At 70.6% G+C, this 25,899-nt stretch carries 25 protein-coding genes; 11 read left to right on the top strand and 14 right to left on the bottom strand.

What is annotated here, in order from left to right; translation table 11 throughout:
* Positions 1-31: 31 nt before the first annotated feature.
* Positions 32-1,606, bottom strand: coding sequence for a 2-isopropylmalate synthase (locus tag MKK53_RS23800; protein ID WP_243931437.1), 1,575 nt, complete (start codon positions 1,604-1,606; stop codon positions 32-34).
* Positions 1,607-2,162: 556 nt separating this feature from the next.
* Between MKK53_RS23800 and leuB the strand changes: the two genes are divergently transcribed.
* The 3 genes from leuB (at position 2,163) to ubiB (ending at position 5,712) form a co-directional block, all read left to right on the top strand.
* Positions 2,163-3,272 (top strand): 3-isopropylmalate dehydrogenase, encoded by a 1,110-nt coding sequence (gene leuB, locus MKK53_RS23795; protein ID WP_243931436.1) that lies wholly within the window; start codon positions 2,163-2,165, stop codon positions 3,270-3,272.
* A 90-nt stretch (positions 3,273-3,362) separates the two neighbouring features.
* Positions 3,363-4,136 (top strand): bifunctional demethylmenaquinone methyltransferase/2-methoxy-6-polyprenyl-1,4-benzoquinol methylase UbiE, encoded by a 774-nt coding sequence (gene ubiE, locus MKK53_RS23790; RefSeq protein ID WP_243931435.1) that lies wholly within the window; start codon positions 3,363-3,365, stop codon positions 4,134-4,136.
* A 13-nt stretch (positions 4,137-4,149) separates the two neighbouring features.
* Positions 4,150-5,712 carry a 2-polyprenylphenol 6-hydroxylase gene (ubiB, locus tag MKK53_RS23785; protein ID WP_243931434.1) on the top strand — a complete coding sequence of 521 codons (1,563 nt, stop codon included), beginning with the start codon at positions 4,150-4,152 and terminating at the stop codon, positions 5,710-5,712.
* Positions 5,713-5,730: 18 nt separating this feature from the next.
* Here the strand turns inward: ubiB and zapE are convergent, their stop codons facing one another.
* On the bottom strand, positions 5,731-6,945 hold the full coding sequence (zapE, locus tag MKK53_RS23780) for a cell division protein ZapE (protein ID WP_409564422.1): 1,215 nt from the start codon (positions 6,943-6,945) through the stop codon (positions 5,731-5,733).
* 281 nt (positions 6,946-7,226) lie between these two features.
* On the opposite strand from zapE, the gene MKK53_RS23775 reads away from it, so the two are divergent.
* Positions 7,227-7,823 carry a GNAT family N-acetyltransferase gene (locus tag MKK53_RS23775; RefSeq protein WP_243931432.1) on the top strand — a complete coding sequence of 199 codons (597 nt, stop codon included), beginning with the start codon at positions 7,227-7,229 and terminating at the stop codon, positions 7,821-7,823.
* A 7-nt stretch (positions 7,824-7,830) separates the two neighbouring features.
* On the opposite strand, the gene MKK53_RS23770 is transcribed toward MKK53_RS23775, so the two are convergent.
* Positions 7,831-8,583 carry a ComF family protein gene (locus MKK53_RS23770; protein WP_243931857.1) on the bottom strand — a complete coding sequence of 251 codons (753 nt, stop codon included), beginning with the start codon at positions 8,581-8,583 and terminating at the stop codon, positions 7,831-7,833.
* Between the two features lie 29 nt (positions 8,584-8,612).
* Positions 8,613-8,846 (bottom strand): hypothetical protein, encoded by a 234-nt coding sequence (locus tag MKK53_RS23765; RefSeq protein WP_243931431.1) that lies wholly within the window; start codon positions 8,844-8,846, stop codon positions 8,613-8,615.
* A 147-nt stretch (positions 8,847-8,993) separates the two neighbouring features.
* Here MKK53_RS23765 and MKK53_RS23760 point away from each other — a divergent pair, with 147 nt between their 5' ends.
* Complete coding sequence (locus MKK53_RS23760; protein WP_243931430.1) at positions 8,994-9,875, top strand: methyltransferase domain-containing protein; 882 nt, start codon at positions 8,994-8,996, stop codon at positions 9,873-9,875.
* 235 nt (positions 9,876-10,110) lie between these two features.
* Here MKK53_RS23760 and MKK53_RS23755 read toward each other — a convergent pair whose 3' ends face one another.
* Positions 10,111-10,350: a DUF2188 domain-containing protein gene (locus MKK53_RS23755; RefSeq protein ID WP_243931429.1), complete on the bottom strand. Its 240-nt coding sequence runs from the start codon at positions 10,348-10,350 to the stop codon at positions 10,111-10,113.
* Positions 10,351-10,477: 127 nt separating this feature from the next.
* Here MKK53_RS23755 and MKK53_RS23750 point away from each other — a divergent pair, with 127 nt between their 5' ends.
* Entirely contained in the window at positions 10,478-10,744 is a 267-nt protein-coding gene (locus tag MKK53_RS23750) for a hypothetical protein (protein ID WP_243931428.1), read from the top strand.
* Positions 10,745-10,753: 9 nt separating this feature from the next.
* Here the strand turns inward: MKK53_RS23750 and fabI are convergent, their stop codons facing one another.
* From fabI to fabA, 3 genes are all read right to left on the bottom strand, one after another.
* A complete protein-coding gene (gene fabI, locus MKK53_RS23745; RefSeq protein WP_243931427.1) occupies positions 10,754-11,584 on the bottom strand; it encodes an enoyl-ACP reductase FabI in 831 nt (276 codons plus the stop codon).
* A 113-nt stretch (positions 11,585-11,697) separates the two neighbouring features.
* Complete coding sequence (gene fabB, locus MKK53_RS23740) at positions 11,698-12,924, bottom strand: beta-ketoacyl-ACP synthase I (RefSeq protein ID WP_243931426.1); 1,227 nt, start codon at positions 12,922-12,924, stop codon at positions 11,698-11,700.
* Between the two features lie 184 nt (positions 12,925-13,108).
* Entirely contained in the window at positions 13,109-13,648 is a 540-nt protein-coding gene (gene fabA / locus MKK53_RS23735; protein WP_243931423.1) for a 3-hydroxyacyl-[acyl-carrier-protein] dehydratase FabA, read from the bottom strand.
* A gap of 191 nt (positions 13,649-13,839) precedes the next feature.
* On the opposite strand from fabA, the gene irr reads away from it, so the two are divergent.
* A complete protein-coding gene (gene irr, locus MKK53_RS23730; RefSeq protein WP_243931421.1) occupies positions 13,840-14,358 on the top strand; it encodes a Fur family transcriptional regulator Irr in 519 nt (172 codons plus the stop codon).
* A 184-nt stretch (positions 14,359-14,542) separates the two neighbouring features.
* Here the strand turns inward: irr and MKK53_RS23725 are convergent, their stop codons facing one another.
* Positions 14,543-15,094, bottom strand: a complete 552-nt coding sequence (locus MKK53_RS23725; protein WP_243931412.1) for an SH3 domain-containing protein — start codon at positions 15,092-15,094, stop codon at positions 14,543-14,545.
* A gap of 191 nt (positions 15,095-15,285) precedes the next feature.
* Between MKK53_RS23725 and MKK53_RS23720 the strand changes: the two genes are divergently transcribed.
* On the top strand, positions 15,286-16,284 hold the full coding sequence (locus MKK53_RS23720; protein ID WP_243931410.1) for a 2-hydroxyacid dehydrogenase: 999 nt from the start codon (positions 15,286-15,288) through the stop codon (positions 16,282-16,284).
* A 104-nt stretch (positions 16,285-16,388) separates the two neighbouring features.
* On the opposite strand, the gene MKK53_RS23715 is transcribed toward MKK53_RS23720, so the two are convergent.
* Positions 16,389-17,009, bottom strand: coding sequence for a Crp/Fnr family transcriptional regulator (locus MKK53_RS23715; protein ID WP_243931408.1), 621 nt, complete (start codon positions 17,007-17,009; stop codon positions 16,389-16,391).
* A 65-nt stretch (positions 17,010-17,074) separates the two neighbouring features.
* Positions 17,075-18,391: a flavin monoamine oxidase family protein gene (locus tag MKK53_RS23710; RefSeq protein ID WP_243931406.1), complete on the bottom strand. Its 1,317-nt coding sequence runs from the start codon at positions 18,389-18,391 to the stop codon at positions 17,075-17,077.
* Between the two features lie 97 nt (positions 18,392-18,488).
* Between MKK53_RS23710 and MKK53_RS23705 the strand changes: the two genes are divergently transcribed.
* Complete coding sequence (locus tag MKK53_RS23705) at positions 18,489-19,190, top strand: sulfate transporter family protein (RefSeq protein WP_243931405.1); 702 nt, start codon at positions 18,489-18,491, stop codon at positions 19,188-19,190.
* Positions 19,191-19,282: 92 nt separating this feature from the next.
* Positions 19,283-20,560, top strand: coding sequence for an efflux RND transporter periplasmic adaptor subunit (locus MKK53_RS23700; RefSeq protein WP_243931403.1), 1,278 nt, complete (start codon positions 19,283-19,285; stop codon positions 20,558-20,560).
* A gap of 24 nt (positions 20,561-20,584) precedes the next feature.
* Here MKK53_RS23700 and MKK53_RS23695 read toward each other — a convergent pair whose 3' ends face one another.
* Positions 20,585-20,962 (bottom strand): plastocyanin, encoded by a 378-nt coding sequence (locus MKK53_RS23695; RefSeq protein WP_243931401.1) that lies wholly within the window; start codon positions 20,960-20,962, stop codon positions 20,585-20,587.
* 205 nt (positions 20,963-21,167) lie between these two features.
* Here MKK53_RS23695 and MKK53_RS23690 point away from each other — a divergent pair, with 205 nt between their 5' ends.
* Complete coding sequence (locus MKK53_RS23690; RefSeq protein ID WP_279599222.1) at positions 21,168-24,005, top strand: EAL domain-containing protein; 2,838 nt, start codon at positions 21,168-21,170, stop codon at positions 24,003-24,005.
* Between the two features lie 49 nt (positions 24,006-24,054).
* Here the strand turns inward: MKK53_RS23690 and MKK53_RS23685 are convergent, their stop codons facing one another.
* Entirely contained in the window at positions 24,055-25,437 is a 1,383-nt protein-coding gene (locus MKK53_RS23685; protein ID WP_243931399.1) for a class II 3-deoxy-7-phosphoheptulonate synthase, read from the bottom strand.
* Between the two features lie 136 nt (positions 25,438-25,573).
* Positions 25,574-25,897, bottom strand: a complete 324-nt coding sequence (locus tag MKK53_RS23680) for an RNA polymerase sigma factor region1.1 domain-containing protein (RefSeq protein WP_243931397.1) — start codon at positions 25,895-25,897, stop codon at positions 25,574-25,576.
* Positions 25,898-25,899: the final 2 nt, after the last annotated feature.

Genomic DNA, 25,899 nt, shown 5'->3' with positions numbered 1-25,899 from the left:
GGCTGTCCACCCCCGGCCGCCATTTTTTCCCTCATTCCGCCGCGGCGTGCTGCGCATGGAGACGCACGGCCTGGGCGGCGAGCTTGTTCAGCGCGGAGAGATACGCCTTGGCCGAGGCCACCAGGGTGTCCGGGTCGGCACCGCGGGCGGTGATGCTGCGGTCGCCGTCGCGCAGGCGCACCGTCACCTCCGCCTGCGCGTCGGTGCCTCCGGTGACCGCGTGGACGTCGTAGAGGTCGAGCTGCGCCTCGTGCGGCACGAGGGCCCGGATGGCGTTGAACACCGCGTCCACCGGCCCGTTGCCGTCCGCCTCCTCGACCCGCGAGCCGGCCTCGTCCACGATGCGCAGGGTCGCCCGCTGCGGGCCGCGGGTGCCGGCGATGACCGAGAGCGAGACGAGGCGGATCCTGTCCTGGGCGGTGGCGAGGTTCTCGTCCACCAGCGCTTCGATGTCCTCGTCGTAGACGTGCTTCTTCCGGTCCGCCAACGCCTTGAAGCGCTCGAACGCGTCCTGGAACTGGTTGTCGGACAGGTGCAGGCCGAGGTCCTCCAGCTTCGAGCGGAAGGCCGCCCGGCCGGAATGCTTGCCCATCACCAGGGATGTCTTCGTGAGGCCGACCGAGGCCGGGGTCATGATCTCGTAGGTCTCCGAGTTCTTCAGCATCCCGTCCTGGTGGATGCCGCTCTCGTGGGCGAAGGCGTTGCGGCCGACGATCGCCTTGTTGAACTGCACGGGGAAGTTGGTGGCGTGGCTGACGAGCTTCGAAGCCCGGGTCAGCATCTGCGATTCGATGCCGGTGTCGTAGGGCATCACGTCGGCGCGGGTGCGGATCGCCATCACGATCTCTTCCAGCGCCGCGTTGCCGGCCCGCTCGCCGATGCCGTTGACGGTGCATTCCACCTGCCGGGCGCCGCCCTCGATGCCCGCCAGCGAGTTAGCGATGGCGAGGCCGAGGTCGTTGTGGCAATGCACCGAGAAGATCGCCCGGTCGGCGTTCGGCACCCGCTCACGCACGGCCCGGAACATCTCCCGGTACTCGGTCGGCGTCGCGTAGCCCACAGTGTCGGGCAGGTTGATCGTGGTGGCGCCCGCCTTGATCGCCGCCTCGACGCAGCGGCACAGGTAGTCGATGGGCGTGCGCGTCGCGTCCATGGCCGACCACTCCACGTCCTCCACGAGGTCGCGGGCCTGGGCCACGGTCTTGAGGATGATCTCCAGCACCTCGTCCTGCGTCTTGCGCATCTGGTGGGCGAGGTGGATCGGCGAGGTCGAGACGAAGGTGTGGATGCGCCCGCGCCGGGCGTGCCGCACCGCCTCGCCGGCGCGGGCGATGTCGGCGGTGATGGCCCGGGCCAGCCCGGCGATGGTGGCGCGCTTGGTCCGCCGGGCGATCTCGGAGACCGCCTCGAAATCGCCGATGGAGGCGATGGGGAAGCCGGCCTCGATGATGTCGACGCCCATCGTGTCGAGCAGCTCGGCCACCGCCAGCTTCTCATCGAAGGTCATGGTGGCGCCGGGGCACTGCTCGCCGTCGCGCAACGTGGTGTCGAAGATCAGCACGCGGTCGCGGGTGCCGGTCGCCGGGGTGTCGGATGGGATGGTCATGGGAGGTGCCTTCTTGAACCCTGTCGCGCTCCGCCCGGCGCGCGGCCGGAGGCGGGGGATGCCCGGGATGGGCGTTGCATCGCGAAATCTCCCCTAAGGGCCCAGGCGCACGCCCGGACGGCCCTCAGGGGCGGGTAAGCAGAAGGTCGAGGAGGAGGAAGGCCGAGGGCGCGCGCGACCGCTGCGCCGCGCAAGCGGCACCGGCGATCTCCGACGCTGAGCCGGCTCTGGCCAAGGCTCGTCTCTCCTCAGGCTCGCGCGGGCCATGCCGAAGCGGCCGCACGTCAGGGGCAGAGAGGTACATCCGGCCTCCGCGAAACTCAAGGGCATGGCGCCCGAACCCGGCTTCCCCTCGGGCGGAGACCGCTCTAAAGCCCGCCGAAGACCGATTTCGCTCGGTAGGGCTGGCCTGACCGTCCCCGCGGGCGAAGCGGAGCGACCCAGGGATGCGCCACACGGGCCGTCCGTGCACTGCCCGGGGTCGCTCCGCTTCGCTCGCGAGGACGGTGCGGGTGATGTCGACCGGGCTCCCCTGACAGACAGCGCGAGACCCACCATGGCCAGCTACAAGCTCCTCCTCCTGCCCGGCGACGGCATCGGCCCGGAGGTGGCGGGCGGCTTGCAGGTGGTGCTCGACGCCCTGGCCGAGACCGGGCTCGCGTCCTTCGAGACCGAGACCGACCTCGTCGGCGGTTGCGCCATCGACGCCCACGGCGTCCCCCTGGCGGACGCAACCCTGCAACGGGCGAAGGACGCCGACGCGATCCTCCTCGGCGCCGTGGGCGGGCCGAAATGGGCCGGCGTCGCCTACGAGAACCGCCCGGAGGCCGGCCTCCTGCGCCTGCGCAAGGACCTCGAGCTCTTCGCCAACCTTCGCCCGGCGATCTGCTACCCCGCCCTGGCCGAGGCCTCGGCGCTGAAGCGCGAGCTGGTCGAGGGCCTCGACATCATGATCGTGCGCGAGTTGACCGGTGGCGTCTATTTCGGCGAGCCGAAGGAGATCACCGAGCTGCCGGACGGCGGCAAGCGGGCCGTCGACACCCAGGTCTACACGACGGGCGAGATCGAGCGGATCGCCCGCGTGGCGTTCGATCTCGCCGGCAAGCGCTCGGGGCGGGTCGCGTCGGCCGAGAAGCACAACGTGATGAAGACTGGCGTCCTGTGGAAGGAGGTCGTCACCCGCGTCCATGCCGAGGACTATGCCGACCTCGAACTGGAGCATGTGCTGGCCGACAACTGCGCCATGCAGCTCGTCCGGCGGCCGAAGCAGTTCGACGTGCTGGTGACGGACAACCTGTTCGGCGACGTGCTGTCCGACATCGCGGCGATGCTCACCGGCTCGCTCGGGATGCTGCCCTCCGCCTCGCTCGGGGCTGTCGATGACAAGGGGCTGCGCCGCGCCCTCTACGAGCCGGTCCACGGCTCCGCCCCGGACATCGCCGGGCAGGACCGGGCCAACCCCATCGCCATGATCGGCTCCCTCGCCATGTGCCTGCGCTACTCCTTCGGCCTGGGCGAGGCCGCCGACGCCCTCGACGGGGCGATCACCGACGCGCTGTCCGGGGGCGCGCGCACGGCCGACATCGCCGGCCAGGGCGCCAACCCGATGGGCACCAAGGCCATGGCCCAGGCCATCGCCGACGCCCTGAAGCTGCGCGTCGGCTGAGGGGGAGCCTCGGACGCATGGCGGCTCGGCCGGACTCCGGCTAAGACGCCCCTCAGGCTCGAAGGTCCGGGCACGAATGGCGGGAAGAGCATGACGGTGGCGGACGAGGGCGCGAGACGCGAGACGACGGATTTCGGGTTCGAGCGCGTGGCCCTCAGCGAGAAGCAGGGGCGCGTCGACAGCGTGTTCCACTCCGTGGCCCGCCGCTACGACCTGATGAACGACCTGATGTCCGCCGGTCTCCACCGGGCCTGGAAGGCGCAGCTCGTCGCCATGCTGCGCCCGCCGAAGAACCGGCCCTTCGCCCATCTCGACGTGGCCGGCGGCACGGGCGACGTCGCCTTCCGGGTGCTGGACGCGGGCGGGCCGGCCACGCGGGTGACGGTGCTCGACATCAACGAATCGATGCTGAGGGTCGGCGCGGAGCGGGCCGAGGCGACCTACGGCGAACGCGTCGCCTTCGTCACCGGCAATGCCGAGAGCCTGCCCCTGCCGGCTGCGGCCTTCGACGCCTACACTATCGCCTTCGGTATCCGGAACGTGCCCAGGATCGACTTGGCCCTGGAAGAGGCGCGGCGGGTGCTGAAGCCCGGCGGGCGCTTCCTCTGCCTCGAATTCTCGGCCGTCGACGTACCGTTCCTCGACAAGGTCTACGAGGCCTATTCCTTCCACGTCATCCCCCGCATCGGCGCGCGGGTGGCGGGGGATGCGGATTCCTACCGGTACCTCGTGGAATCGATCCGCAAGTTCCCCACCCGGGGCGCCTTCGCGGGGATGATCGAGCAGGCGGGCTTCCGCCACGTGTCCGAGCGGCCCCTGTCCGGCGGCATCGTGGCGATCCATTCGGGCTGGAAGGTCTCTTGAGCGAGGTGCTCCGGTGATCGGCGCCGCCATCAACCTGTTCCGTGGCGCGCATGTCGGCTTCGTGCTGGCGCGCGAGGGGGCTCTGGCCTTCGCCGACCCGTCGGAGCTGCCGGCGCACCTGCGCCTCGCCCTCAAGCTCGGGCGCCTTCTGGAACGGCCCGGCCTCGACGACGGCGCCGCCCGGCTGTCCGCCGCGCTGACCCGGCTCGGGCCGTCCTACGTCAAGTTCGGCCAGTTCCTGGCGACCCGGCCGGACATCGTCGGCATGGCCGCCGCCCTCGACCTGGAGAAGCTGCAGGACCGGGTGCCCCCCTTCCCGCAGGCCGTGGCGGTGCGCGTGGTGGAGGCAGCGTTCGGCAAGCCGATCGCGCAGCTGTTCGTCTCGTTCAGCGAGCCCATCGCCGCCGCCTCCATCGCGCAGGTCCACAGGGCGGTGGTGGAGGATGAGGACGGCACCCGGCGGACGCTCGCCGTGAAGGTGATGCGCCCCGGCGTCCGCGACGGGTTCAAGCGCGATCTGGAGGTGATGCGCTTCATGGCGCGCATCGTCCACGCCCTCTCCCCGCAGGCCGAGCGCCTGCGCCCCCGGGAGGTGGTGGAGATCCTCGCCCGCTCCGTGATGATGGAGATGGACTTCCGGCTGGAGGCCGCCGCCGCCTCCGAGCTGGCGCAGAACACCAGGGGCGACGACGACTTCCGCGTGCCGAAGCCCGAATGGGAGCTGACAGCCCGGGACGTGCTGTCGTCCGAATGGATCGACGGCATCAAGCTCCACGGCCCGGCCGCGCTGATCGCCGCGGGTCACGACCCGCAGGCGGTCGGGCGCACGGTGATCCAGAGCTTCCTGCGTCAGGCGATCCGCGACGGGTTCTTCCACGCCGACATGCACCAGGGAAACCTGTTCGTGGACGCGCAGGGCCGCCTCGTGGCGGTCGATTTCGGCATCATGGGCCGGCTCGGGGCCAACGAGCGGCGCTTCCTCGCCGAGATCCTGCTCGGCTTCATCACCCGCGACTACCGGCGGGTCGCGAAGGTGCATTTCGAGGCGGGCTATGTGCCGCCGCACCATTCGGTGGACGATTTCGCCCAGGCCATCCGCGCCATCGGCGAGCCGATCCACCAGCGCAAGGCCGACGAGATCTCGATGGCCAAGGTGCTGACGCTGCTGTTCGACATCACCGCCCTGTTCGACATGAGCACCCGCACCGAGCTGGTGATGCTCCAGAAGACGATGGTGGTGGTGGAGGGCGTCGCCCGCTCCCTCGACCCCAAGCTCGACATGTGGACCTCCGCCGAGCCGGTGGTGCGCTCGTGGATCGCCCACAACCTCGGCCCCGTCGGCCGCTTCCAGAGCGGCGCGGAGGCGGTGCGGGTGATCGCGGACGTGGTGGGCGACATCCCCGACCTCGCCCAGCGCCTCAAGCGCGTGCTGGTCCGCCTCGACGAGGCCGGGACTGGGGATGCGCGGCGTCTCGAACGCTTCGCCCGGAACGAGCGCAATCGAGCGGTGTGGTCGACCCTCGCCCTGTGGGGCATCGCCATCGGCGCGCTGACGCTCGCGTTCCGGGGGTTTTAAGCGCGGATCGCCCCCCCGCTACGTCTCGGCGAGGCCCGTGCTGGCCCCGCTCGCCTCGGAGGTCGCCCGTCCGTGCGGCTTGGCGATGTACTCGGTGGAACGCATCTCGATGAGCCGGGAGACGGTGCGGTCGAACTCGAACGCCTCCCGGCCGGAGGTCGCCGGGTAGAGATCCTGTGCCTCCGCCGCCGCCGAGGCGACGAGCTTCACGTTCCTGTCGTAGAGCGTGTCGATCAAAGTGATGAACCGCTTGGCCTCGTTGCGTTCGGCCTCCCCCAGGACGGGGATGCCGTCGATGAGGACGGTGTGGAAGGCCCGGGCGATCGCCATGTAGTCGGACGCGCCGAGCGGCTGGCGGCAGAGATCGTCGAAGCCGAAGCGGGCGACGCCGCCCGCCTCCTGCGGCACCGCCACCTCGCGCCCATGGACCGTCAGGCTCCCCGCGCCGCCCCTGGCGCGGCCGGTCAGGCCCTTGAACGCCGCATCGAGTGCCACCCGCGCCGCATCGTCCGCCGGGACATGCCAGACCGCCGCGCCGCCGAGCTTCTCCAGGCGGAAATCGGTGCGCGAATCGAGCCGCAGCACGCTTACCCGCTCCTTCAGCACCGCGATGAACGGCAGGAACAGCGCGCGGTTGAGGCCCCCTTCGTAGAGTCGGTCCGGCTCGACGTTCGAGGTCGCCACCACCGTGACGCCCCGGCGGAACAGGTGGTTGAAGAGGCGCCCCAGGATCATCGCGTCGGCGATGTCGGTGACGGTGAACTCGTCGAAACACAGCAGGGTCGCCTCGTCGGCGAGCTGGTCGGCCACCGGGCCGATGGGATCGTCGCCCTTCACCTCCCCGCGCTTCAGGGCCTGCCGGTAGGCGTGGATGCGCTCGTGGGCGTCCGCCAGGAAGCCGTGGAAATGCACCCGGCGCTTCAAGCCCGGCGCGGCCTCGTAGAACAGGTCCATGAGCATCGTCTTGCCGCGCCCGACCGAGCCCCAGATGTACAGGCCGCGCACCTGCTCGGGCTCGTCCTTGCGGCGGAACAGCCAGCCCAGCGCACTGCCCTTGCTGGCCCGTTTGCGCCGTTCGAGGTCCTGGATCATCGCGTCCAGGGAGCGGACGGCGGCGACCTGTGCCGGGTCGCGCTCGATGGCCCCGGTGGCGATCAGCGCCTCGTAGCGCTCATGGACCGGGCCGGGTGAGACGGCGCTGCGCCGCGCCTCGGGAGACGGGCCGCGCCCCACCCCGGATGTCTGGCTCACGAAAGCGGTTCCTCGCATGGTCCCCGGGCCGCAGCACCGGATGGCGCGTTCCTGTGCCGTGCTTGGCAAGTCCGAAGCAAGTCTTTCGTTGCGGTGGGGTGGTGACGACCGGCGCCCTTTGCGCGCGGCGGTGAAGGTCGCAGGGCCGGCATGCGCAGTCTTGCTGCGTTGCACAACGACCGGCGGTCTGGCATAGCTGCCGGCCTCTCGGGAGGAACGTCCGGATCCCGTGGCGCAGAAGCGCCAGCAGACCGGAGACGTTCATGGCCGACCTTCGGCTTTCGCACCACCCCACCTTGGTCCGCCGCCTCTGGCTGAGCGACCGACAGGCCGTGCTCGACTATTTCAGCCGCCTGGACTCGGAGACCCGTGCCAACCGATTCATGGGCCAGGTCAGCGAGGCCGGCATCCGCGCCTATGCCGACCAGGCCATGGCGGCCCGCGGCGTGATGTTCGGCGCCTTCGTGGACGGGACCCTGCGCGGCCTCGGCGAACTGCGCCCGGCCGGGCCGGGGCAGTCCAGCTACTTCCTCGGGCCCCAGGCGGAGGCGGCCTTCGCGGTGGAGCGGGCGTACCGGCGGCAGGGGCTCGGCGCTTCGCTGTTCGGGCGCATCACGCAGGCCGCGCGCAACCGCGGGGTCAGCGATCTCCATGTCCGGTGCTTCTCGCGCAACGGGCCGATGATCCGCCTCGCCACCCGCCAGGGGGCCGCCCTCATCCGGGACGGGCTCGAGGCCGATGGGGCGCTGCACCTCGACCGGGCGACACCCCTGTCGTTCTGGTACGGCAGCATCGCGGAGGCGTTCGATTTCACCCTTTCGGTGACGATGCCGCCCGCCGACCGGCGAGACGCCGCCTGACAGGCGATCAACCGACCGGCTCTCCCACCAGGGCGAATGTCAGGAGGTCGACGGAGGCGGCGCCCCCGCGCAGCAAGGCCCGGGCGGCGGCATTGCCGGTGGCCCCGGTCGTGCGGACATCGTCCACGAGCAGCACCCGCCGCCCCGCGACGAGGTGCGCCCGCTCGGGCGGGACGCGGAAGGCGCCCGACAGGTTCTCGGCCCGCGCCGCACGGCTCAGCCCGACCTGTGAGCGGGTGGCGCGCCGCCGGGCCAGCGCGTGGGGCAGGAATGGCGGGCCGGCCCCCTCGGCGATAGGGCGGGCGAGCAGCGCCGACTGATTGAAGCGACGCCGCCAGAGCCGCCAGTGGTGGAGCGGGACCGGCACGACGCAGTCGGCCTCGTCGATCAGCGCGCGACCGGCGGCGCCCATCATCCGCGCCATCGGGCGGGCGAGGTCGTGCCGGTCCTCGTATTTTAGACGGTGAACGAGGCCCCGGGCGACCTCGTCGTACAGGGCGACGGCGCGGGACCTCCCGAAGACGGGCGGCTGCGCGATGGCCTGCGGCGACAGGAGCCGCCCCGTTCCGAGATCGATGGCGAAGGGAACGCCGAGCCTGTCGCAGAACGGCTCCTCGATGAGCCTCAACCCGGCCCAGCAGGCGGCGCAGAAGGCGCCGGCATCCGCGGTGGCCGCGCCACAGCCGGCGCAGGTCGGTGGGTAAACGAGGGCGAGGGCCGCCGCCTGAAGGCGGCGCAGGACCGAGGCGGCGCCATGGATGGCGCCGCCCGGCTTGTCGGCGAAGGCGCTCAGCGCGCCATGGCAGGCTGCATGGCCTGCTGGTCTTCGGCGCGCGCCCGGGCGTTCGCCCGGTGACGGCCGATGGCGCAGCCGGCGGCGGCGCCAACCAGACCATGGTGGCCCGCATAATGGCCGGCAATGCCGCCGACGATGGCACCCTTGATGCAGCCCTTCGCCTCGGCGGCACCGGTGGCCGTGAGGGCGGCGAGGGCAAATGCGGTGCCCAGGATCAGACGCTTCATCCCAATACTCCCGTCCAATGACGTAAGCCGACTGGCTTTCGCGGCAGGAACGGCGGCGCGCCCATCCGGTTCCGCGGAGGCGACTCGACCGGGCATCACGTTGTCGCGGGTGGCATCCTACGCCAGCATACGCCATTTCATCGGGTGATGAGCACGCCCCATCCCTTATTCGATACGGCCCTGATCCGCCGACGCCTCGCGAGGGCGCAGGCACGAGGCTATGCCGGCTTCCTCCTCGACCGCGCCGCCGAGGACCTCGATGATCGCCTCGGCACCGTGCTCCGCGATTTCCGGCGGGTGATCGACCTTGCCACCCCCGCCGACGCGGCCGGGGCGATGCTGGCGCGCCGCTATCCGGACGCGGAGCGGATGCGCCTGTCGCCCTTGCCCGAGCCGGGGCCCGGACGGGCCGTGGCCGATGCCGAGGTCCTTCCCCTCGGGCCGGCGAGCGTCGACCTCGTGGTCTCGCTCCTGGCGCTCCATGCGGTGAACGACCTCCCGGGCGTGCTGGTCCAGATCCGCCGTGCCCTGCGCCCGGACGGGCTGTTCGTCGCCAGCCTCCTCGGCGGCGCGACCCTCACCGAGCTGCGCCAGAGCCTGACCCAGGCGGAGAGCGAGATCGAGGGCGGGGCGAGCCCGCGGGTGGCGCCCTTCGTGGCGATCCGCGAGGCGGGCGGGCTGCTGCAGCGGGCCGGATTCGCCCTGCCGGTGGCCGATTCGGACCTGCTGACCGTGCGCTATGCCGATGCCTTCGCCCTGATGCGCGACCTGCGCGCCATGGGCATGGCCAACGCGCTCACCGACCGGCGGAAGGCCCCCCTGCGGCGGAGCACCCTGCTCCGGGCGGCGCAGATCTACGCCGAGCGTTTCGCCGACGGAGACGGCCGCATCCGCGCCAGCTTCGAGATCGTGTGGCTTTTGGGCTGGGCTCCGCACGAGAGCCAGCAGAAGCCCCTCAAGCCCGGCAGCGCCCAGGCGCGCCTCGCGGATGCATTGGGGACCGTCGAGCTGAAGGGCGACGGCTCGTAGGGCCCGGGATCAGAACGCGTTCCGCAGACCTCGGATCAGGTTGTCCCAAGGCTCGGTGCGGATCCCCTCCCCCTTACGGGGAGGGGCAGGGGTGGGGTTGGTGCCGGAGAGGGCTCTGCGAAACCTCCGGAACCACCCCATATTCTCAATCCTCCCCACCCTGATCGGGCAAGTCCAGGAAGGGCGGGGTTAAGATCGCCTGGAACGAGTCGATCCGAGATTTCCCGAAAACGCCCTACTCCTCAACCTTGGCCACCGGCCGGTCGTTGCCCTGGGCGGTCTCGTCGTGCCACGCGCCGGCCTTGTCCTGGTAGCGGATGCCCTCGGTGGAACCCGGAACCTGCTGCTCCGCCGCGGCGGCCTGGGCGGCCTGAAGGGCATCCTCTCGGCTCGGGAAAGTCTCCGAGAAGACGTCGCCGACCTTGTAGGCGTAGCCGCCGTCGTGCTCGACGATGTGATAGGTGACTTCCGCCATGACGCCTCCGAAACTCGCAACTTGGTTTCGGTGCGCGAACCCGCGGGGTGTCGAACCGGTTCCGCGGCCTCCGATCCGCCGGAAACCCACGTCAGAGGCAGGCGTCCCGACTCGACAGGTTCCGCCGATGCCGCTGCGCCCCCTCGCCCTCACCCTGATCGCCTGCGCCGCCACCCTCGGCGGCGCCGCCTCGGCCCATGCCGAGGACGGGTTCCTCGACCGGCTGTTCGGGGGGACGCCCGGGGCGGCGCCGGCCAACCCCTTCGCCTCGAACTACCCGTCCGCGCCGCCCTCCCCGCGGGAGGTCGCGGCGGCCCGGACCGAACGGGCGGCCCGGAGGTCCCGGGGTGCGGAGGCGGGGCCCCTCCCGCCCGGCCGGATTCCGGAGGAGTAGGCGCCGCCCTCAGGCGTCGCCGACGACGCCGGCCTCGTCCTGGGCCTGAAGCACGTCCGGCCGCGGCATCGAGATGATGTTGTAGCCCGAATCGACGAAATGGACCTCGCCGGTCACGCCCCCCGAGAGCGGCGAGAGCAGGTAGAGCGCCGAGCCGCCGACCTCATCGAGGGTCACCGTGCGCCGCAGGGGCGCATGGGCGCGCTGGTGGTTGAACATCAGCCGCGCGTCGGCGATCCCCGCCCCGGCCAGTGTCCGCATCGGACCGGCCGAGAGCGCGTTGACGCGGATGCCGTCCGGCCCGAGATCGGAGGCGAGGTAGCGCACCGAGGCCTCCAGCGCCGCCTTGGCCACGCCCATCACGTTGTAGTTCGGCATGACCCGCGTCGAACCGCCATAGGTCAGCGTCAGCAGCGAGCCGCCGTCGCGCATCCGCTTGGCCGCGCGCTGGGCGATCTCGGTGAAGGAGAAGCACGAGATCGTCATCGTGCGCGCGAAGTTCTCGCGCGTCGTGACGTCGAGATAGCGCCCCTTGAGCTGCGCCTTGTCCGAGAAGCCGATGGCGTGGACGACGAAATCGAGCTTCCCGTCGAAACGCTCGTCCAGGGCGGCGAAGGTGGCATCGACGGAGGCCAGATCCTCCACGTCGCAGGGCAGCACCACGTCGGAATCGAGCTTGGCGGCCAGCGGGGCGACCCGGCGCCCGAGGGCCTCGCCCTGGTAGGTGAAGGCGAGCTGTGCCCCGTGGGCGTGGAGCATCTTGGCGATGCCCCAGGCGATCGAATGGTCGTTGGCCACGCCCATGATCAGGCCGCGCCTGCCCGCCATCAAACCCGTCATGCGAAACCGTCTTCCGAACGCCCGCCGCCCCCGGTGACGGAGGCGGCCTCGATCCAGTGCCTTAGCCCGTCGCTCGCGGCACTGTCCAATCGGGCGGCCCGCGGGCGGAGGGATCAGGCGTCGATGTGCTTCAGAACCAGCGTGGCGTTGGTGCCGCCGAACCCGAAGGAGTTCGACAGGACGTGCCCGAGCTTGGCACCGTCCCGCCGGGCGCGCAGGATCGGCATGTCGGCGAAGGCGGGGTCGATCTCGTCGATATGCGCGCTCTCGCAGATGAAGCCGTTGTTCATCATCAGCAGGCTGTAGATCGCCTCCTGCACGCCGGTGGCGCCGAGGGAGTGGCCGGTGAGGGACTTGGTGGCGGCGATAGGCGGGCAGGAATCGCCACGGCCGAACACTTCGCGGATCGCCCCGATCTCCTTGTCGTCGCCCACGGGCGTCGAGGTCGCGTGCGGGTTGATGTAGTCGATCCGGGCGCCCTTCAGGCCGTCGATCGCCTGACGCATGCAGCGGATGGCGCCCTCGCCCGAAGGCGCGACCATATCGTAGCCGTCCGAGGTGGCACCGTAGCCGGCGACCTCGCCGTAGATCTTCGCGCCGCGGGCCTTGGCGTGCTCGTATTCCTCCAGCACCACCACGCCGGCGCCGCCGGCGATCACGAACCCGTCCCGGGCGGCGTCGTAGGCCCGCGAGGCGCGGGCCGGGGTGTCGTTGAACTTGGCGGACATGGCGCCCATCGCGTCGAACAGGACCGAGAGCGTCCAGTCCAGCTCCTCGCAGCCGCCCGCGAAGATGATGTCCTGCCGGCCGCCCTGGATGATCTCCGCGGCGTTGCCGATGCAATGGTTCGACGTCGCGCAGGCGGACGAGATCGAATAGTTCACGCCCTTGATCTTGAACCACGTGGCCAGCGTGGCGGAGGCGGTGGAGGACATGGCCTTCGGCACCGCGAACGGGCCGACGCGCTTCGGCCCCTTGCTGCGGGCGATGTCGGCGGCTTCCACGATGGTGCGGGTCGAGGGCCCGCCGGAGCCCATGATGATGCCGGTGCGCTCGTGGGAGATGTCGCTCTCCTCCAGGCCGGCATCGCGGATGGCCTGCTCCATCGCCACCTGGTTCCAGGCGGTGCCGCCGCCGTGGAAGCGCATGGCCCGCCGGTCGAGGACGGTCTCCGGGTCGAGCGTCGGCGCGCCCTGGACCTGGCAGCGGAACCCGTGCTCGGCGAAGGATACGGCGCGGGTGATGCCCGAGCGTGCCTCGCGCAGGGAGGCCAGGACCTCCTCGGTGTTGTTGCCGATGGACGAGACGATGCCCATCCCCGTGATGACGACGCGGCGCATGGAACGACCAAACCTCCGTCGCGGCATCGGTTGCCCGGGCCGCGTTGCGGTCAGCTAAGGGGTAGCCGGTACAATCTCAACAGCCGGGAACGCATGGCGTTGCCCCGGCCGGCGGAAAGATCGAACCGCGCCGGGCCCACACCGGCCCGGCGGCGACCCCCGAAGGACGAGGGAATTCGGGAATTCAGGCCCGGAACAGGGCGACGCGCAGGTCGCTCGCCTCGTAGATCCGGTTGCCGTCAGCCTCCAGCCAGCCGTCGGCGATACCCAGGACGAGGCGGCCTTGGCGGACCCGCTTGATGTCGATGCCGTAGACGACCTTCTTGTTGGTCGGCAGCACCTGGTCGGCGAACTTCACCTCGCCGACACCCAAGGCCCGGCCGCGGCCCGTGGCGCCGAGCCAGCCGAGGTGGAAGCCGACGAGCTGCCAGAGCGCGTCGAGCCCGAGGCAGCCCGGCATCACCGGATCGCCCTGGAAATGGCAGGGGAAGAACCAGAGGTCCGGCCGGATGTCGAACTCGGCGAGGACGTGGCCCTTGCCGTGGGCGCCCCCATCCTCCCCGATCGAGGTGATGCGGTCGAACATCAGCATGGGCGGCAGCGGCAATTGCGCGTTGCCCGGTCCGAACAGCTCGCCGCGCCCGCAGGCCAACAGGTCCTCGTAGGAGTAGCTCGAGCGGCGGCTCGGAGCCGGCGATTGCGCGGTGTCGGCGTCAGGCGGCATGAAAGCGCAGCAATTCCCGTTCAGTAGCGACGGGCCGGCGCCCACCGCCGACACATCCGGGCGCGGGTTAGCACGGGCGAGGGCCGGTTCAAAGCGTCTCGCCCGGTCAAGCTATGCCGGGTTGCGACGCCGCGTCGCCTTCCGTATACTCCGAGGAATTGTCTGTCCTCGCGTCGAGCGTTCAGTCCGATATGTCAGAGATGGTGCCCCTGCAGGCTGTTCTGAGCGGTCGTATCCCCACCCTCCAGTTGGAGGCGAATGGGGCCGGTCGCCGTGGCTGCCCGCTCTCGGATCTGCGCGAGCGTCTCCGCCGCGCCGGCCTGCGCCCGACCCGTCAGCGCCTCTCCCTCGGATGGCTCCTGTTCGGCCGGGGGGACCGTCACCTGACGGCGGAAATGCTGTACGACGAGGCGATGCGGGCGAAGGTGCCGGTGTCCCTGGCCACGGTGTACAACACCCTGCACCAGTTCACCGAGGCGGGACTGCTCCGCCAACTGGCCCTCGACGGGTCGAAGGCCTACTTCGACACCAACCCGTCCGAGCACCACCACTTCTACCTCGAGGAAGAGGGCGCGGTGATCGACATGCCGGATTGCGGCATCACGGTCGATTCGCTGCCGGAAGCCCCCGAGGGCATGGAGATCGCCGGTGTGGAGGTCATCGTCCGCCTCCGCCGCAGCCGCCCCGCCGGCCGCCGCCAGCAGGGGTGAGACCCGCCCTCTCGGCGTGAAGGTGATGCAGAACCCGGCTTCGGCCGGGTTTTTTATTGTCCGGCCGCGACGTCGTCATCGCGACGGCGGTGGCGCGGCCCTGCGGCGCGGCGCTCGGCGATTGCCCCGCTACCGGGGACCGTTGCGCCGTGCCCGCGATGACGGCGGGGAAGGGGCGGCCCCGCTAATCCACCTTCTCGTTGGGGTAGACGCCCCAGAGGCGGGTCTGGCGGATGTAGCCGTCCACGTCGCGCTTCGTGGGCAGGGTGACGACGAGGCGGCACCACGATCCGTCACACTTCTTCACGTTGCCGATCACCCCCGTCTGGAGGCGGGCCTCGTCCCGGGCCGTATCGTCGGCGCTCGCGCGCAGCGGGATCGAGGCCTTCACCCCGTCCTTGTCAGGCCCGGCGCTGACGATGGCGGTCCGCCGACCAGACAGGAGCGAGTGCAGCACCCAGCCTTCGGTGCCCTCGGAATCGCGGATCCGGCGCCATGTCTCGAATTCGCCGATGATTTCCACAGGCAAGCCGGCCCGCTGAAACACCCACAGGGTGCGGTGATCCTTCGAGGGGCCTTCGCGAAGGTTCACCCGGTCCGTCTTGAGGCTGGCATAGCGCGGCAGCGGCAGTTTGGTGACCGGGCCGACACCGTTCTCCTGCGCCGACGCCGGGACGGCCCAGGCCGAGGCGGTGGCGAGGAGGACGGCGATGAGACTCGGGCGTAGCGCGCGCATCGTCCCTCCTGAGATAAGGTCCGGACCGGATCTCCCCGAGGGGGCCGGGGGTCCGATTGTGTTCCGCCGGGCCTCTGCTAGACAGGCCATCGGAGCCGGCACCAGCCGGCAACCGGGGTGCGGAAGCCGGTCCTGTGTGGCCGAACTCGGTTAACGGATGCTTGCGGCCACTGGGCCCGGGGGAGTGAGACGTGTCGAAGCGCAAGCCGCTCGTGGTGGTGACGCGGCGCCTGCCGGACGCCGTCGAGACGCGGATGCGCGAGCTGTTCGACGTCCGCCTCAACGAGAGCGATGCGCCGCTCGGCGGCGAGGCGTTGGCGGCCGCCCTGCGTGAGGCCGACGTGCTCGTGCCGACGGTGACGGACGAGATCGATTCGGCGCTCCTCGCCCAGGCGGGGCCGAACCTGCGTCTGATCGCGAATTTCGGCAACGGCGTCGATCATATCGATGTCGGCGTCGCCCTCGAGCGCGGCATCACCGTCACGAACACGCCGGGTGTCCTCACCGAGGACACGGCCGACATGACGATGGCGCTGATCCTCGCCGTCGCCCGCCGGGTGCCCGAGGGCGCCCGGATCATCCCGGACGACGATTGGACGACCGGCTGGTCGCCCACCTGGATGCTCGGCCGCCGCATCACCGGCAAGCGCCTGGGCATCGTCGGCATGGGGCGGATCGGGCAGGCCCTCGCCAAGCGCGCCCGGGCCTTCGGCCTGCAGGTGCATTACCACAACCGGCGCCGTGTCCCGGCGGCGACCGAGGCTGCCCTCGACGCGACCTACTGGGAATCCCTCGACCAGATGCTGGCCCGGGTGGACATCGTCTCGGTGAACTGCCCGCACACGCCGGCGACCTACCACCTGCTCTCGGCGCGGCGCCTGAAGCTGCTGAAGCCCGAGGCGATCGTCGTGAACACTGCCCGCGGCGAAGTCATCGACGAGAACGCCCTCGCCCGCCTGATCGAGGCGGGTGACGTCTCGGCGGCGGGGCTCGACGTGTTCGAGCAGGAGCCGGCGGTGAGCCCGCGCCTTGTGAAGCTCGCCCGGCAGGGCAAGGTGGTGCTGCTGCCGCATATGGGATCGGCGACCCACGAGAGCCGTATCGACATGGGTGAGAAGGTCATCATCAACATCCGGACCTTCATGGACGGGCACCGCCCGCCGGATCGCATCCTCCCCAGCATGCTCTGAAGGGGTCAGTTCGCGGACCCTCAGCACCTAACGACCCGGCCCGTCATGGCGGGCGCGGTGACGCGATCGAGGAAGGCGGCGGCCTCAAAATCGTAGGGGCCGCGTCACAGCGCATCCCCAGCGGCGACCCGGTCGCCTCCCTTGACGCTGTTGAACAGGCGCTCGCTGGTGAGCTTGAGGAAGTAGAACCCGAATTCGGGGTTCTGGTAGTAGAGCTGCTTGACCTCCGAATAGGAGATCCGCAGCGCCCTCCCCGCCTGAAGGCAGATCAGCGAGGCGGTTCGCGTGTTGCCGGGCGACAGCAGCCCGAGTTCGCCGACGATGCCGCCGCGCCGGATCTCGACGCCCACCTCGGGGATCAGGAAAACGCCGCTCTCGACGTAGTAGAGTTCGTCCGCCGGGTCGCCCTTGCGGAACACCGTCTGGCCGGTTCCGAAGCGCCGCTTGCTGCCGAAGGGCGTCAGCCATTCGAGGGAGAGGTTGCCGGCCGCAGCGGCCTCCGTGTCGCGGACGAGGCGGACCATCTCCCAGAGCCGGTAGGCGTTGAACGGGATCTGGATGCACTCCGTCAGCACCACCGGCATGCTGCCGATGAGGAACCCGTAGGTGGCCACGGCGCAACTCGCGCAGAGGGAGATGATCCGCAAGGGAATCATCGTGCTCATGGCCGAGGCGGCGATCGTCAGCGCCGTGCCGAGGTAGCCGATGGCCTCGATCCAGTTCATCGCCTTCCCCGGAAGCCTGTGCGGGGCGGGAATGCCCGTCCGCATCGCGGGGGGCAAGGACCGATTCACCCCTCGGTTGTCGCCCGGATCGCGCCTGCGGCGGCCTCCGCCGCCCGGAGCCCCTGTTCGAAGGCGCCGCCCACCGTCCCCCATTGCTCGCGCGAGAGGGCCTCGCCGGCAAACCACACCTTCCCGCCGATCCCGTCGCGCAGGGTCAGCCGCGCCTCCGCATGCCCCGGCGGCACCACCGCCCATGAGCCGCGGGCGTAGGGATCGTGCCGCCATGCGCTGACCGCGGGGATCGTCAGGTCGCGCAGGCGGGCCCGTCCGACCTGCTCGGCCAGCACCGCGCGGACGTGCCGGCGCACGGCGTCCGCGCCGCCGCCGGCCGCGTCGAGCCGGGCGGCTTCGTGGATGTCGAGCTCGTAGAAGTGGAAGGGAGTGCCGTCGATCCGCGTCAGCAGCCCGGCGGGCGAACGGCGGCCCCCATGGAACCCGGCGAGGCGGTCGCGGCCGGCGAACGGGCTCGATGGCCAGTGCAGCACCGCGTGCTCGTAGATGCCGGTGGAGAAGCCGTCGATGGCCGCGCGAATCGCGTTGGGCAGGGGCGGCGAGAAGGCCGGGCCCTCCCGCAGCACCATCATCGGCACAGTGACGATGGCCGCCCTCGCGCGCAGGTCCGGGCCGCCCTCCGTCTCGATCCGCACGCCCTCCCCCGCCCAGTCGATGCGGCGGACGGGGGCGGACAGCCGGATCGGCAGGCCCGCGGCCAGCCGGGCGAGGTAGTTGCCGTAGCCGGCGCCAATGAAGAAGTTGTCGCCGTATTCCATGCTCGGGAAGTCGTTCAGGGACACTTCCTCAAGGGGCCGGCCGGAGACGAGGCCGTGGACCTGCGCCACGCGGCCGCCCCACGGCCCGAGGGCCACCGGCAAGGCGCTGGCGGCGGGGCGGTCCTGCCCGCCCCTGCCGGCGCCCCCGGTCATGGCGTGGTCGGCCTTGTCGAAGGCCCTGGCCCCCGCCCGGGCCTCCCAGGGGCGCGCCGGCCGCCCGGACACCCAGGTGTGGCTGTCCAGCGGTGCCCGGCGCAGGCGCTCTCCGCGCGCCCGGCCGAGCGCGACCAGGGGGTTGATCGGCCCGGCATGGAGCCAGTGGGCGCCGAGATCGACGGGATGGCCGCGCAGCGACACCGTCCAGGCCCGTCCCCCGACCCGGTCCCGCGCCTCCAGCACGGCCACGGACAGGCCCGCCGCCAGGAGGCTCCGCGCGGCGGCGATCCCCGCCGCGCCCGCGCCGACCACCACCACGTCGGGCGCCTCCGGCAGGGGCGCCAGGGTGGGCCGGTAGTCCGGGGCGTGCGCCGTCTCCGGGGGGACGGCCACCATCGCTCTCACCATCGCCGCGCCTTCGCTCCCGTCACACCTTGCGCCGCGCCGGCCGCGATCCCACAAACCAGCCGCTTCGACATCCGGACACCAACCGATGATTCTCGATTCCGCTGCCGCGGCCCTGCGTCAGACGCTGTCCCCCGCCCTGCGCGGCATCCTCTGGAAATCGCTGGGTCTCACCCTGGGGATCCTGGCTCTGCTCTGGCTCGGGCTGACCCGCTTCGTCCAGGCGTTCCAGGCGAGCCATCACATCTCGTCGCAGTACCCGATCCTCGACAGCCTCGCCTACTATCTCGCGGGCTTCGGGCTGTTCGTCGCCCTCGCCTACCTGATGCCGGCCATCTCGATCGTCGTCGCCGGCTTCTTCCTCGACGATGCCGCCGAGATCGTGGAGCGCACCGACTTCCCGGGGGACCCGCCGGGGCAGGCCATGCCCTTCGGCATCTCCATGCTCTACGCCCTGCGGTTCGCGGGCCTGACGCTCCTCGTCAACCTCGTGGCCCTGGTGATCTTCTTCGTCCCGGTCATCGGCGTGGCCGCGTTCTTCGGTGCCAACGCGTACCTGCTGTCGCGGGAATATTTCGAGATGGCCGCGGCCCGCTTCCGCAGGATCGACGGCGCCGCGCAGATGCGGCGGGCCCACGCGACCCGGACCCTGCTCGCCGGCTGCCTGCTCGCGGCGCTGATGATCGTGCCGGTGGTCAACCTCATCACGCCGCTCTTCGGCATCGCCCTGATGGTGCACCTGCACAAGCGGCTCACCGCCCGGAGCAAGCCGCTGACGCTGCCCCGCTGAGGGTGATGCGGCAACCCAGCACCCTGGTATCCCAGCGCGGCCTCCGGTAGCCTCCGGCATCCTGGCCCTCGCCGGGGCGGAGCGCGCCGGGCATGCATGCGAGTGACGACGACCGTCGGGAGCCGCCGCCCCCGCCGGGCAAGGCGCCGTTCCTCTTGCTGCTCCTGGCCGGCATCGGCCTCGTGGGCTGGGGGGCCTACGGGCATTGGCAACGGGACCTGGAAGCCACCCGCACCCTCGACAGGATCAGGACGGTCGTCCCGCGGGTCCAGACGGCCCTGGCGGAGCGGGCCGACGGGCCCCTGGACCTCACCCTGCCCGGCGAGACCCGGCCTTTCCTGACGGCGGCCATCGCCGCCCGGGCGACGGGCTACATCGCCGAGCGGCGCATCGATATCGGCTCACGGGTGAAGGCGGGCGATCTCCTCCTGCGCATCGCCGCGCCCGATCTCGACCAGCAACTCGTCCAGGCCGAGGCGCAACTCGGCCAGCTCCGGGCGCAGCTCCTGCAGGCGCAGGCGCAGGTGGAGCAGGCCAAGGCCAACGTCACCCTCGCCAACCTGACGAACAACCGCACCACCACCCTGGCCGACCAGGGCTGGGCCTCCCGTCAGAACGCGGACACGTCGCAGGCGAGCGTCCTCTCCCAGGCGGCGACCCTGGCGGGGGCCGAGGCCGGGGTGAAGGTCGCCGACGCCAACATCAAGTCACAACAGGCCGCCGTGGAGCGCCTAAGGGCCCTCGCGGCGTTCGAACGGGTGGTCGCCCCCTTCGACGGCGTGATCACCACCCGCAGCGTCGACGTCGGCGACCTCGTGAAGGCGGATAACGGCGGCACGCCCCTCGTCACGATCGATCAGGACAGCACCCTGCGCATCGCGGTGAACGTCCCGCAGAACCTCACGCGGGGCGTCATGCCGGGTGTCGAGGCGCGGATCCGCGTGCCGCAGCTGCCCGGGCGCGTCTTCAAGGGCACGGTGGAGCGCAGCTCCGTGGCCCTCCAGGCCGCCTCCCGGACGCTGACCACGGAGGTCGATGTGCGGAACGGCGACGGGATCCTCCGGTCCGGACTGCATGCGGACGTCACGCTCCAGATCCCACGGGAGAAGCCCGGCGTCGTCGTGCCCGCGGAGGCGGCCGTGTTCAGCGGCGGCAAGCTGCGCGTCGCCGTGCTGAAGGACGACGGGCGGGTGACGTGGCGGGATGTGAGCCTGCGCCGCGACTTCGGCCGGATGCTCGAACTCGAAGGCGGTCTCGAGCCCGAGACGCGGATCGTCGTCGGTCCACCGCCTGATCTGCGCGAGGACCAGCCCGTCGATGCGGGCGACAAGCCGGTGCGCGGCCAGCCGATGCGCGCCGCCGCCCGCTGACGGGGCTCGCCCTCGGCGGGCCCCTCAGTTGACCCGCACCACCAGCTTCATCTTCGGATGGATGCCGCAGAGCACCTGGAACACGCCGGTCTGCGTGAAGGTGATCGGCGTGCGGCTCCCCGGCTCCTGATCCCCGGAATCGAAGCTGAAGGTCGGCGAATCGATGTAGGCGTGGTGGAGCAGGTCGCTGTCGTCGTTGACGATCATGACCGTCTCGCCCTTCCCCACGGTCAGCGAATCCGGATGGAAGGTGCGGCCCTTCTGGGACACGATGATGCCCGAGGCCTGGAGGCCCCCGATGACCGACAGGCCGGCCACGGCGCCGAGCCCGAGGGACAGCAAGGCCGAAACGACGATCGCGCGGCGCGATTTGACGGGTAGGACAGTCACGAGGCGCGCCATGCGAGCTTCCGGATCGCCTTTGGTCCTATCGCCACCAGGTTAAAAAAAGCATTTTACTCGGCGCACTCGGTCGCCCTGCTTGGCTTCCCGTCCGGCGGGGAGTGCTGGCTATGCAATCTCCTAGAACAGGGAAACGCTCAGCTAATCACACCTTAAGATGTGCCACATAGGATGATCGCCGCGGACCGAGTGGTGATCCGGTGAAATGCAATATTTCGAGGCGACAGTTCCGGTGAAGGCGAAGGCGCTGGCGCGCAAGCCGGCCTTCTCCTTGGGCGCCCTTGCCGCGACCATCAAGGCGCGGATCTTCATTGCGTTCTTCGCAATGAGCCTCCTGTCGGGCGGCCTCGGCTTCTATGCGATCATCGCGATCGCCCATGTCGGCGACCTCGTCGGGCGGACGTACGACCAGTCGTTGATGTCGATCAACTACGCCCGGGCCACCGCGGCCGACTTCGCGAAGATGCGCGCCGCCTTCGCCCGCCAGGGCCTCACCAAGGATAAGGGCGTCGCCGCCAAGCTCGACGCGCAGATCAACGAGCTGCACACGACCCTCGCCGAGGACCTGACCATCGCGGTGGAGCGCGCCCAGTCGGACAGGGCGGTGCGCGCGGCCCTCGCGGTGCAGGCCGGCGTCGCGGCGTGGGACGACATCCGCCGCAGCTTCGGCGACCTCACCTCGGTGCGCCCGGAGCGGTGGGACGCCCTCGACCATCAGGCCGACGCCATCGATGCGCAGCTCGACCTGCTCGTGAACTACACCGCCGGCGACGGCTTCACCTTCCGGCAGGCGGCCCGCACGGCGGTGGGCAGCGAGCTGCGCCTGAATATGGCGGTGGCCGCGCTGGCGCTCTTCGGCTCCTTCGTCATCGCGTGGATGCTGCATCGGCGCATCCGTGGGCCCCTCGTCTCCGCCTCGATCGCGGCCGAGCGGATCGCGGGCGGGCACCTCGACGACTCGATCCCCACCGATGGCCGGGACGAGCTCGGGAGCCTCCTCCGGTCCATGGCGGCGATGCGCGACAACATCCGCGCCATGATGGAGAGCGAGGTCCGGCAGCGCCAATCGGCGGAGCGCCTGCTGGCCGACGCCCTGCAGAGTTCGCGCGAAGCCGTCATCGTCCTGGATGCCGCTGGCCGCATCGCCTTCACAAACCCGGTGGCGATGCAGTTTTTCTGCGGCCCCTGCACGGCCGGGGGTGGATTCGGCGAAGCCAATTGCCGCGAAGCCCTGTCCCGCGACGGGGAGTTCCAGCTCCCCAACGGCCGCTGGCTCCGGGTGAGCCGCAGCGCCATAGAGGAAGGCGGCCTCGTCGCGGTGTGCAGCGACATCAGCGTGCTGAAGGAACAGGAAGCGCAGCTGCGCCAGACGAACCTCCGGCTCGACGCAGCCCTGGACAACATGTCCCAGGGCCTCTGCCTGTTCGATGCCGACGACCGGCTGATGGTGGTCAACCGCCGCTACGCGCAGATCTATGGCTTGCCCGCCGACGCGATCCTGCCCGGCATGACGGCCGAGCAGGTCCTCCACGTCAGCCTCGCGGGGAGCGGTGGCCACACCCGCGAGCTGCCCGGCCCGTCGCAGGGTGGCGCTGACCCGTTCGCCGGCTCCGGCGGCTTCCCGATCACTCAGGAACTCACCAACGGCAAGGTCATCGCCGTCGAGCGGCGCAACACCACCGACGGCGGCTTCGTGGCGACCTTCGAGGATGTGACCGAGCGGCGGCATGCCGAAGCCCGCATCGCGTTCCTCGCCCACCACGACGTGCTGACCGGCCTTCCGAACCGGACGGCGCTTGAGCAGCAGATCAGCAACTCCATCGCCCAAGCCGGCCGGGATCAGCAATTTGCGGTCTTCGCCCTCGACCTCGACGATTTCCGGCCGGTCAACGACACCCTGGGCCACGCGGTCGGCGACGAACTGCTGGTGGCCGTCGCCAACCGGCTGAGCGCCTGCGTGCGCGAGATCGACTGCGTGGCGCGCATCGGCGCGGACGAGTTCGTGGTGGTGCAGCGCTCAATCGAACGGCCGGAGGATGCCGCCGTCCTGGCGCGCCGGATCATCGACGTCGTGAAGGCGCCCTACACCCTGTCGAGCCATACGGCGAGCGTCGGCGTCACCATCGGCATCACCGTCGCGCCGGGCGACGGCACGAGTTCCGGCAAGCTCCTGAAGAACGCGGATGTGGCCCTGGCCCGGGCGAAGGCCGAAGCCCGCGGCGCCTTCCGTTATTTCGAGCCGGACATGGACGCCCGGCTTCAGGCCCGCCGCCTGCTGGAGCGCGACCTGCGCCACGCCCTCGAGACGGAAGCGTTCGAGGTCTATTATCAGCCGATCTACAGCCTCGGCACCGAGCGGATTTGCGGATTCGAGGCCCTGCTGCGCTGGAACCACCCGGTCCGCGGCTACATCTCGCCGGCCGAGTTCATCCCCCTGGCGGAGGAACTCGGGCTGATCGTGCCCCTCGGCGAATGGGTGCTGGCCCAGGCCTGTGCCGACGCGTCCCGGTGGCCGGACGGGCTCAAGATCGCGGTGAACGTCTCCGCGGTTCAGTTCACCTCGGCAAGCCTCGTGTCCGTGGTGCGCGATGCCCTCCGCTCCACCGGCCTGCCAGGGCGCCGGCTGGAGCTGGAGATCACCGAATCGGTCCTCGTGGCCAATCCGGGCGTGACGACCGCGATCCTGCACAGCCTCAAGGGGATGGGCGTGCGGGTGTCCATGGACGATTTCGGCACCGGCTACTCGTCGCTGAGCTACCTGCGCAGCTTCCCCTTCGACAAGATCAAGATCGACCAGTCCTTCGTCCGCGACCTGTGCGAGGAGGACGGCACCGACTTCATCGTCCGGGCCGTCATCAGCCTCGGCGCCAGCCTCGGCATGACGACCACCGCCGAGGGTGTCGAGACGGAGGCACAGCTGGCCCGGCTCCGGGCCGAGGGGTGCGACGAGGTGCAGGGCTATCTCTTCAGCCGCCCCGTCCCCATCGGCGGCGTCCCGGCCCTCCTCGCCCGTTGGAACGGGATGGCGCGGGCCATCGCCTGAGAGGCACAGGCGGGCAAATGAGGCCGGGCCCGAGGCCCGGCCTTTTCCGTCACTCCGCCGCGTCGAGGCGCGGGGTTTCGAGGTCGGTGCGCTCGCGCTTCACCAGTTCCGCCGTGCGGAAGGCCACTTCCAGCGCCTGCTCCGCATTGAGGCGCGGGTCGCAGTAGGTGTGGTAGCGGTCGCTCAGGTCGTCGGCGGTGAGCGCCCGGGCGCCGCCGGTGCACTCGGTCACGTCCTTGCCGGTCATCTCCAAGTGGATGCCGCCCGCGATGGTGCCCTCGGCCCGGTGGACGCCGAAGAATCCCTCGATCTCCTGCATCACCCGGTCGAACGGGCGGGTCTTGTAACCGCCCGCGGAGACCGTGTTGCCGTGCATCGGATCGCACACCCACACGACCGAACGGCCTTCCCGCTCCACCGCCCGGACGAGGGCCGGCAGATGCTCGCCTACCTTGTCCGCGCCGAAGCGGCAGATGAGGCTGAGGCGGCCGGCCTCGTTCTCCGGGTTGAGGAGGTCGATGAGCTTGATGAGGCCTTCGCCGGTCATCGACGGGCCGCACTTGAGGCCGATCGGGTTCTTGATCCCCCGGGCGTACTCGACATGGGCGTGGTCCGGCTGCCGGGTGCGGTCGCCGATCCAGAGCATGTGGCCCGAGGTGGCGTACCAGTCGCCGCTGGTCGAATCGACCCGGGTCAGGGCCTGCTCGTAGCCGAGCAGCAGCGCCTCGTGGCTCGTGTAGAAATCGGTGGTCCGCACCTCCTGGTGCGTCTCCGGGTTGATCCCGATGGCGCGCATGAAGCCCAGCGCGTCCGACATGCGCGAGGCGACATCCTGGTAGCGCGAGGATTGCGGCGAATCCTTCACGAAGCCCAGCATCCAGCGGTGCGCGTTCTCGAGGTTCGCGTAACCGCCGGTGGCGAAGGCGCGCAGCAGGTTCAGCGTCGCCGCCGACTGCCGGTACGCTTCGAGCTGGCGCCGGGGATCGGGCACCCGGGCCTCTTCCGAGAAGCCGATGCCGTTGACGATGTCGCCGCGATAGCTCGGCAGGGACACGCCGTCCTGCGTCTCGTTGGGCGACGAGCGCGGCTTGGCGAACTGGCCGGCGATGCGGCCGACCTTCACCACGGGTGAGCCGCCGGCGAAGGTGAGCACCATCGCCATCTGCAGGAAGACGCGGAAGAAGTCGCGGATGTTGTCGGCCGAGTGCTCGTCGAAGCTCTCGGCGCAATCGCCGCCCTGGAGCAGGAATGCCTCGCCGGTGGAGACGCGGGCCAGCGCCGCCTTCAGCTTGCGGGCCTCACCGGCAAACACCAACGGCGGAAAGGTCCCGATCTGCGCTTCGACGGCGGCCAGGGCGGCGGCGTCCGGATAGGCCGGCACCTGCTGAATCGGCAGGTTCCGCCACGTCGTCGGTGTCCAGCGCTCGCCCATGATCCCTCTCCCCGCACCTCGTTCGTGCGGCCGCGCCCCTCGCGCGGATGGGGGCTTATAGAGAAGTTCATCCGAGATCGCGAGGGGGCCCGAGGGATGGCGGCGGAGGCGGGCATGGCTGGCCCGCTCCCGACGCTCAGAGGCCGGGCTCGCCGTCCTCCACCTCGATGCCGTGCTCGGCCAGGATCCAGAAGATCGCCTCCAGATCCTCCGCCGAGACGTCCCGCGGCGGCAGGGCCTCCTCGAGATCGTCGTATGTCAGGCAGCGGCTGCGCTGCGCCTCCGCCTTGGCCAGGAGCCGGTCGATCGCCCGCCGGATGTCGGCGGGCAGCGAGTCCTGGCTCGGCAGCCGGTACGTGAACGCCGGCCGCAAGGCATCGGCCAGGAGGCCGTCGATGATCGCTTGACGCCGCGCATGGGCGTCGTCGCGCTTGCTGTTGCCCGAGCCGTTTTTGCCCATGG

The organism is Methylobacterium sp. J-076 (genome assembly GCF_022829405.1).
Classification (GTDB): domain Bacteria; phylum Pseudomonadota; class Alphaproteobacteria; order Rhizobiales; family Beijerinckiaceae; genus Methylobacterium.
The sequence above is the reverse complement of the archived record's forward strand: the minus strand, read 5'-3'. Positions and strand labels throughout refer to the sequence as shown.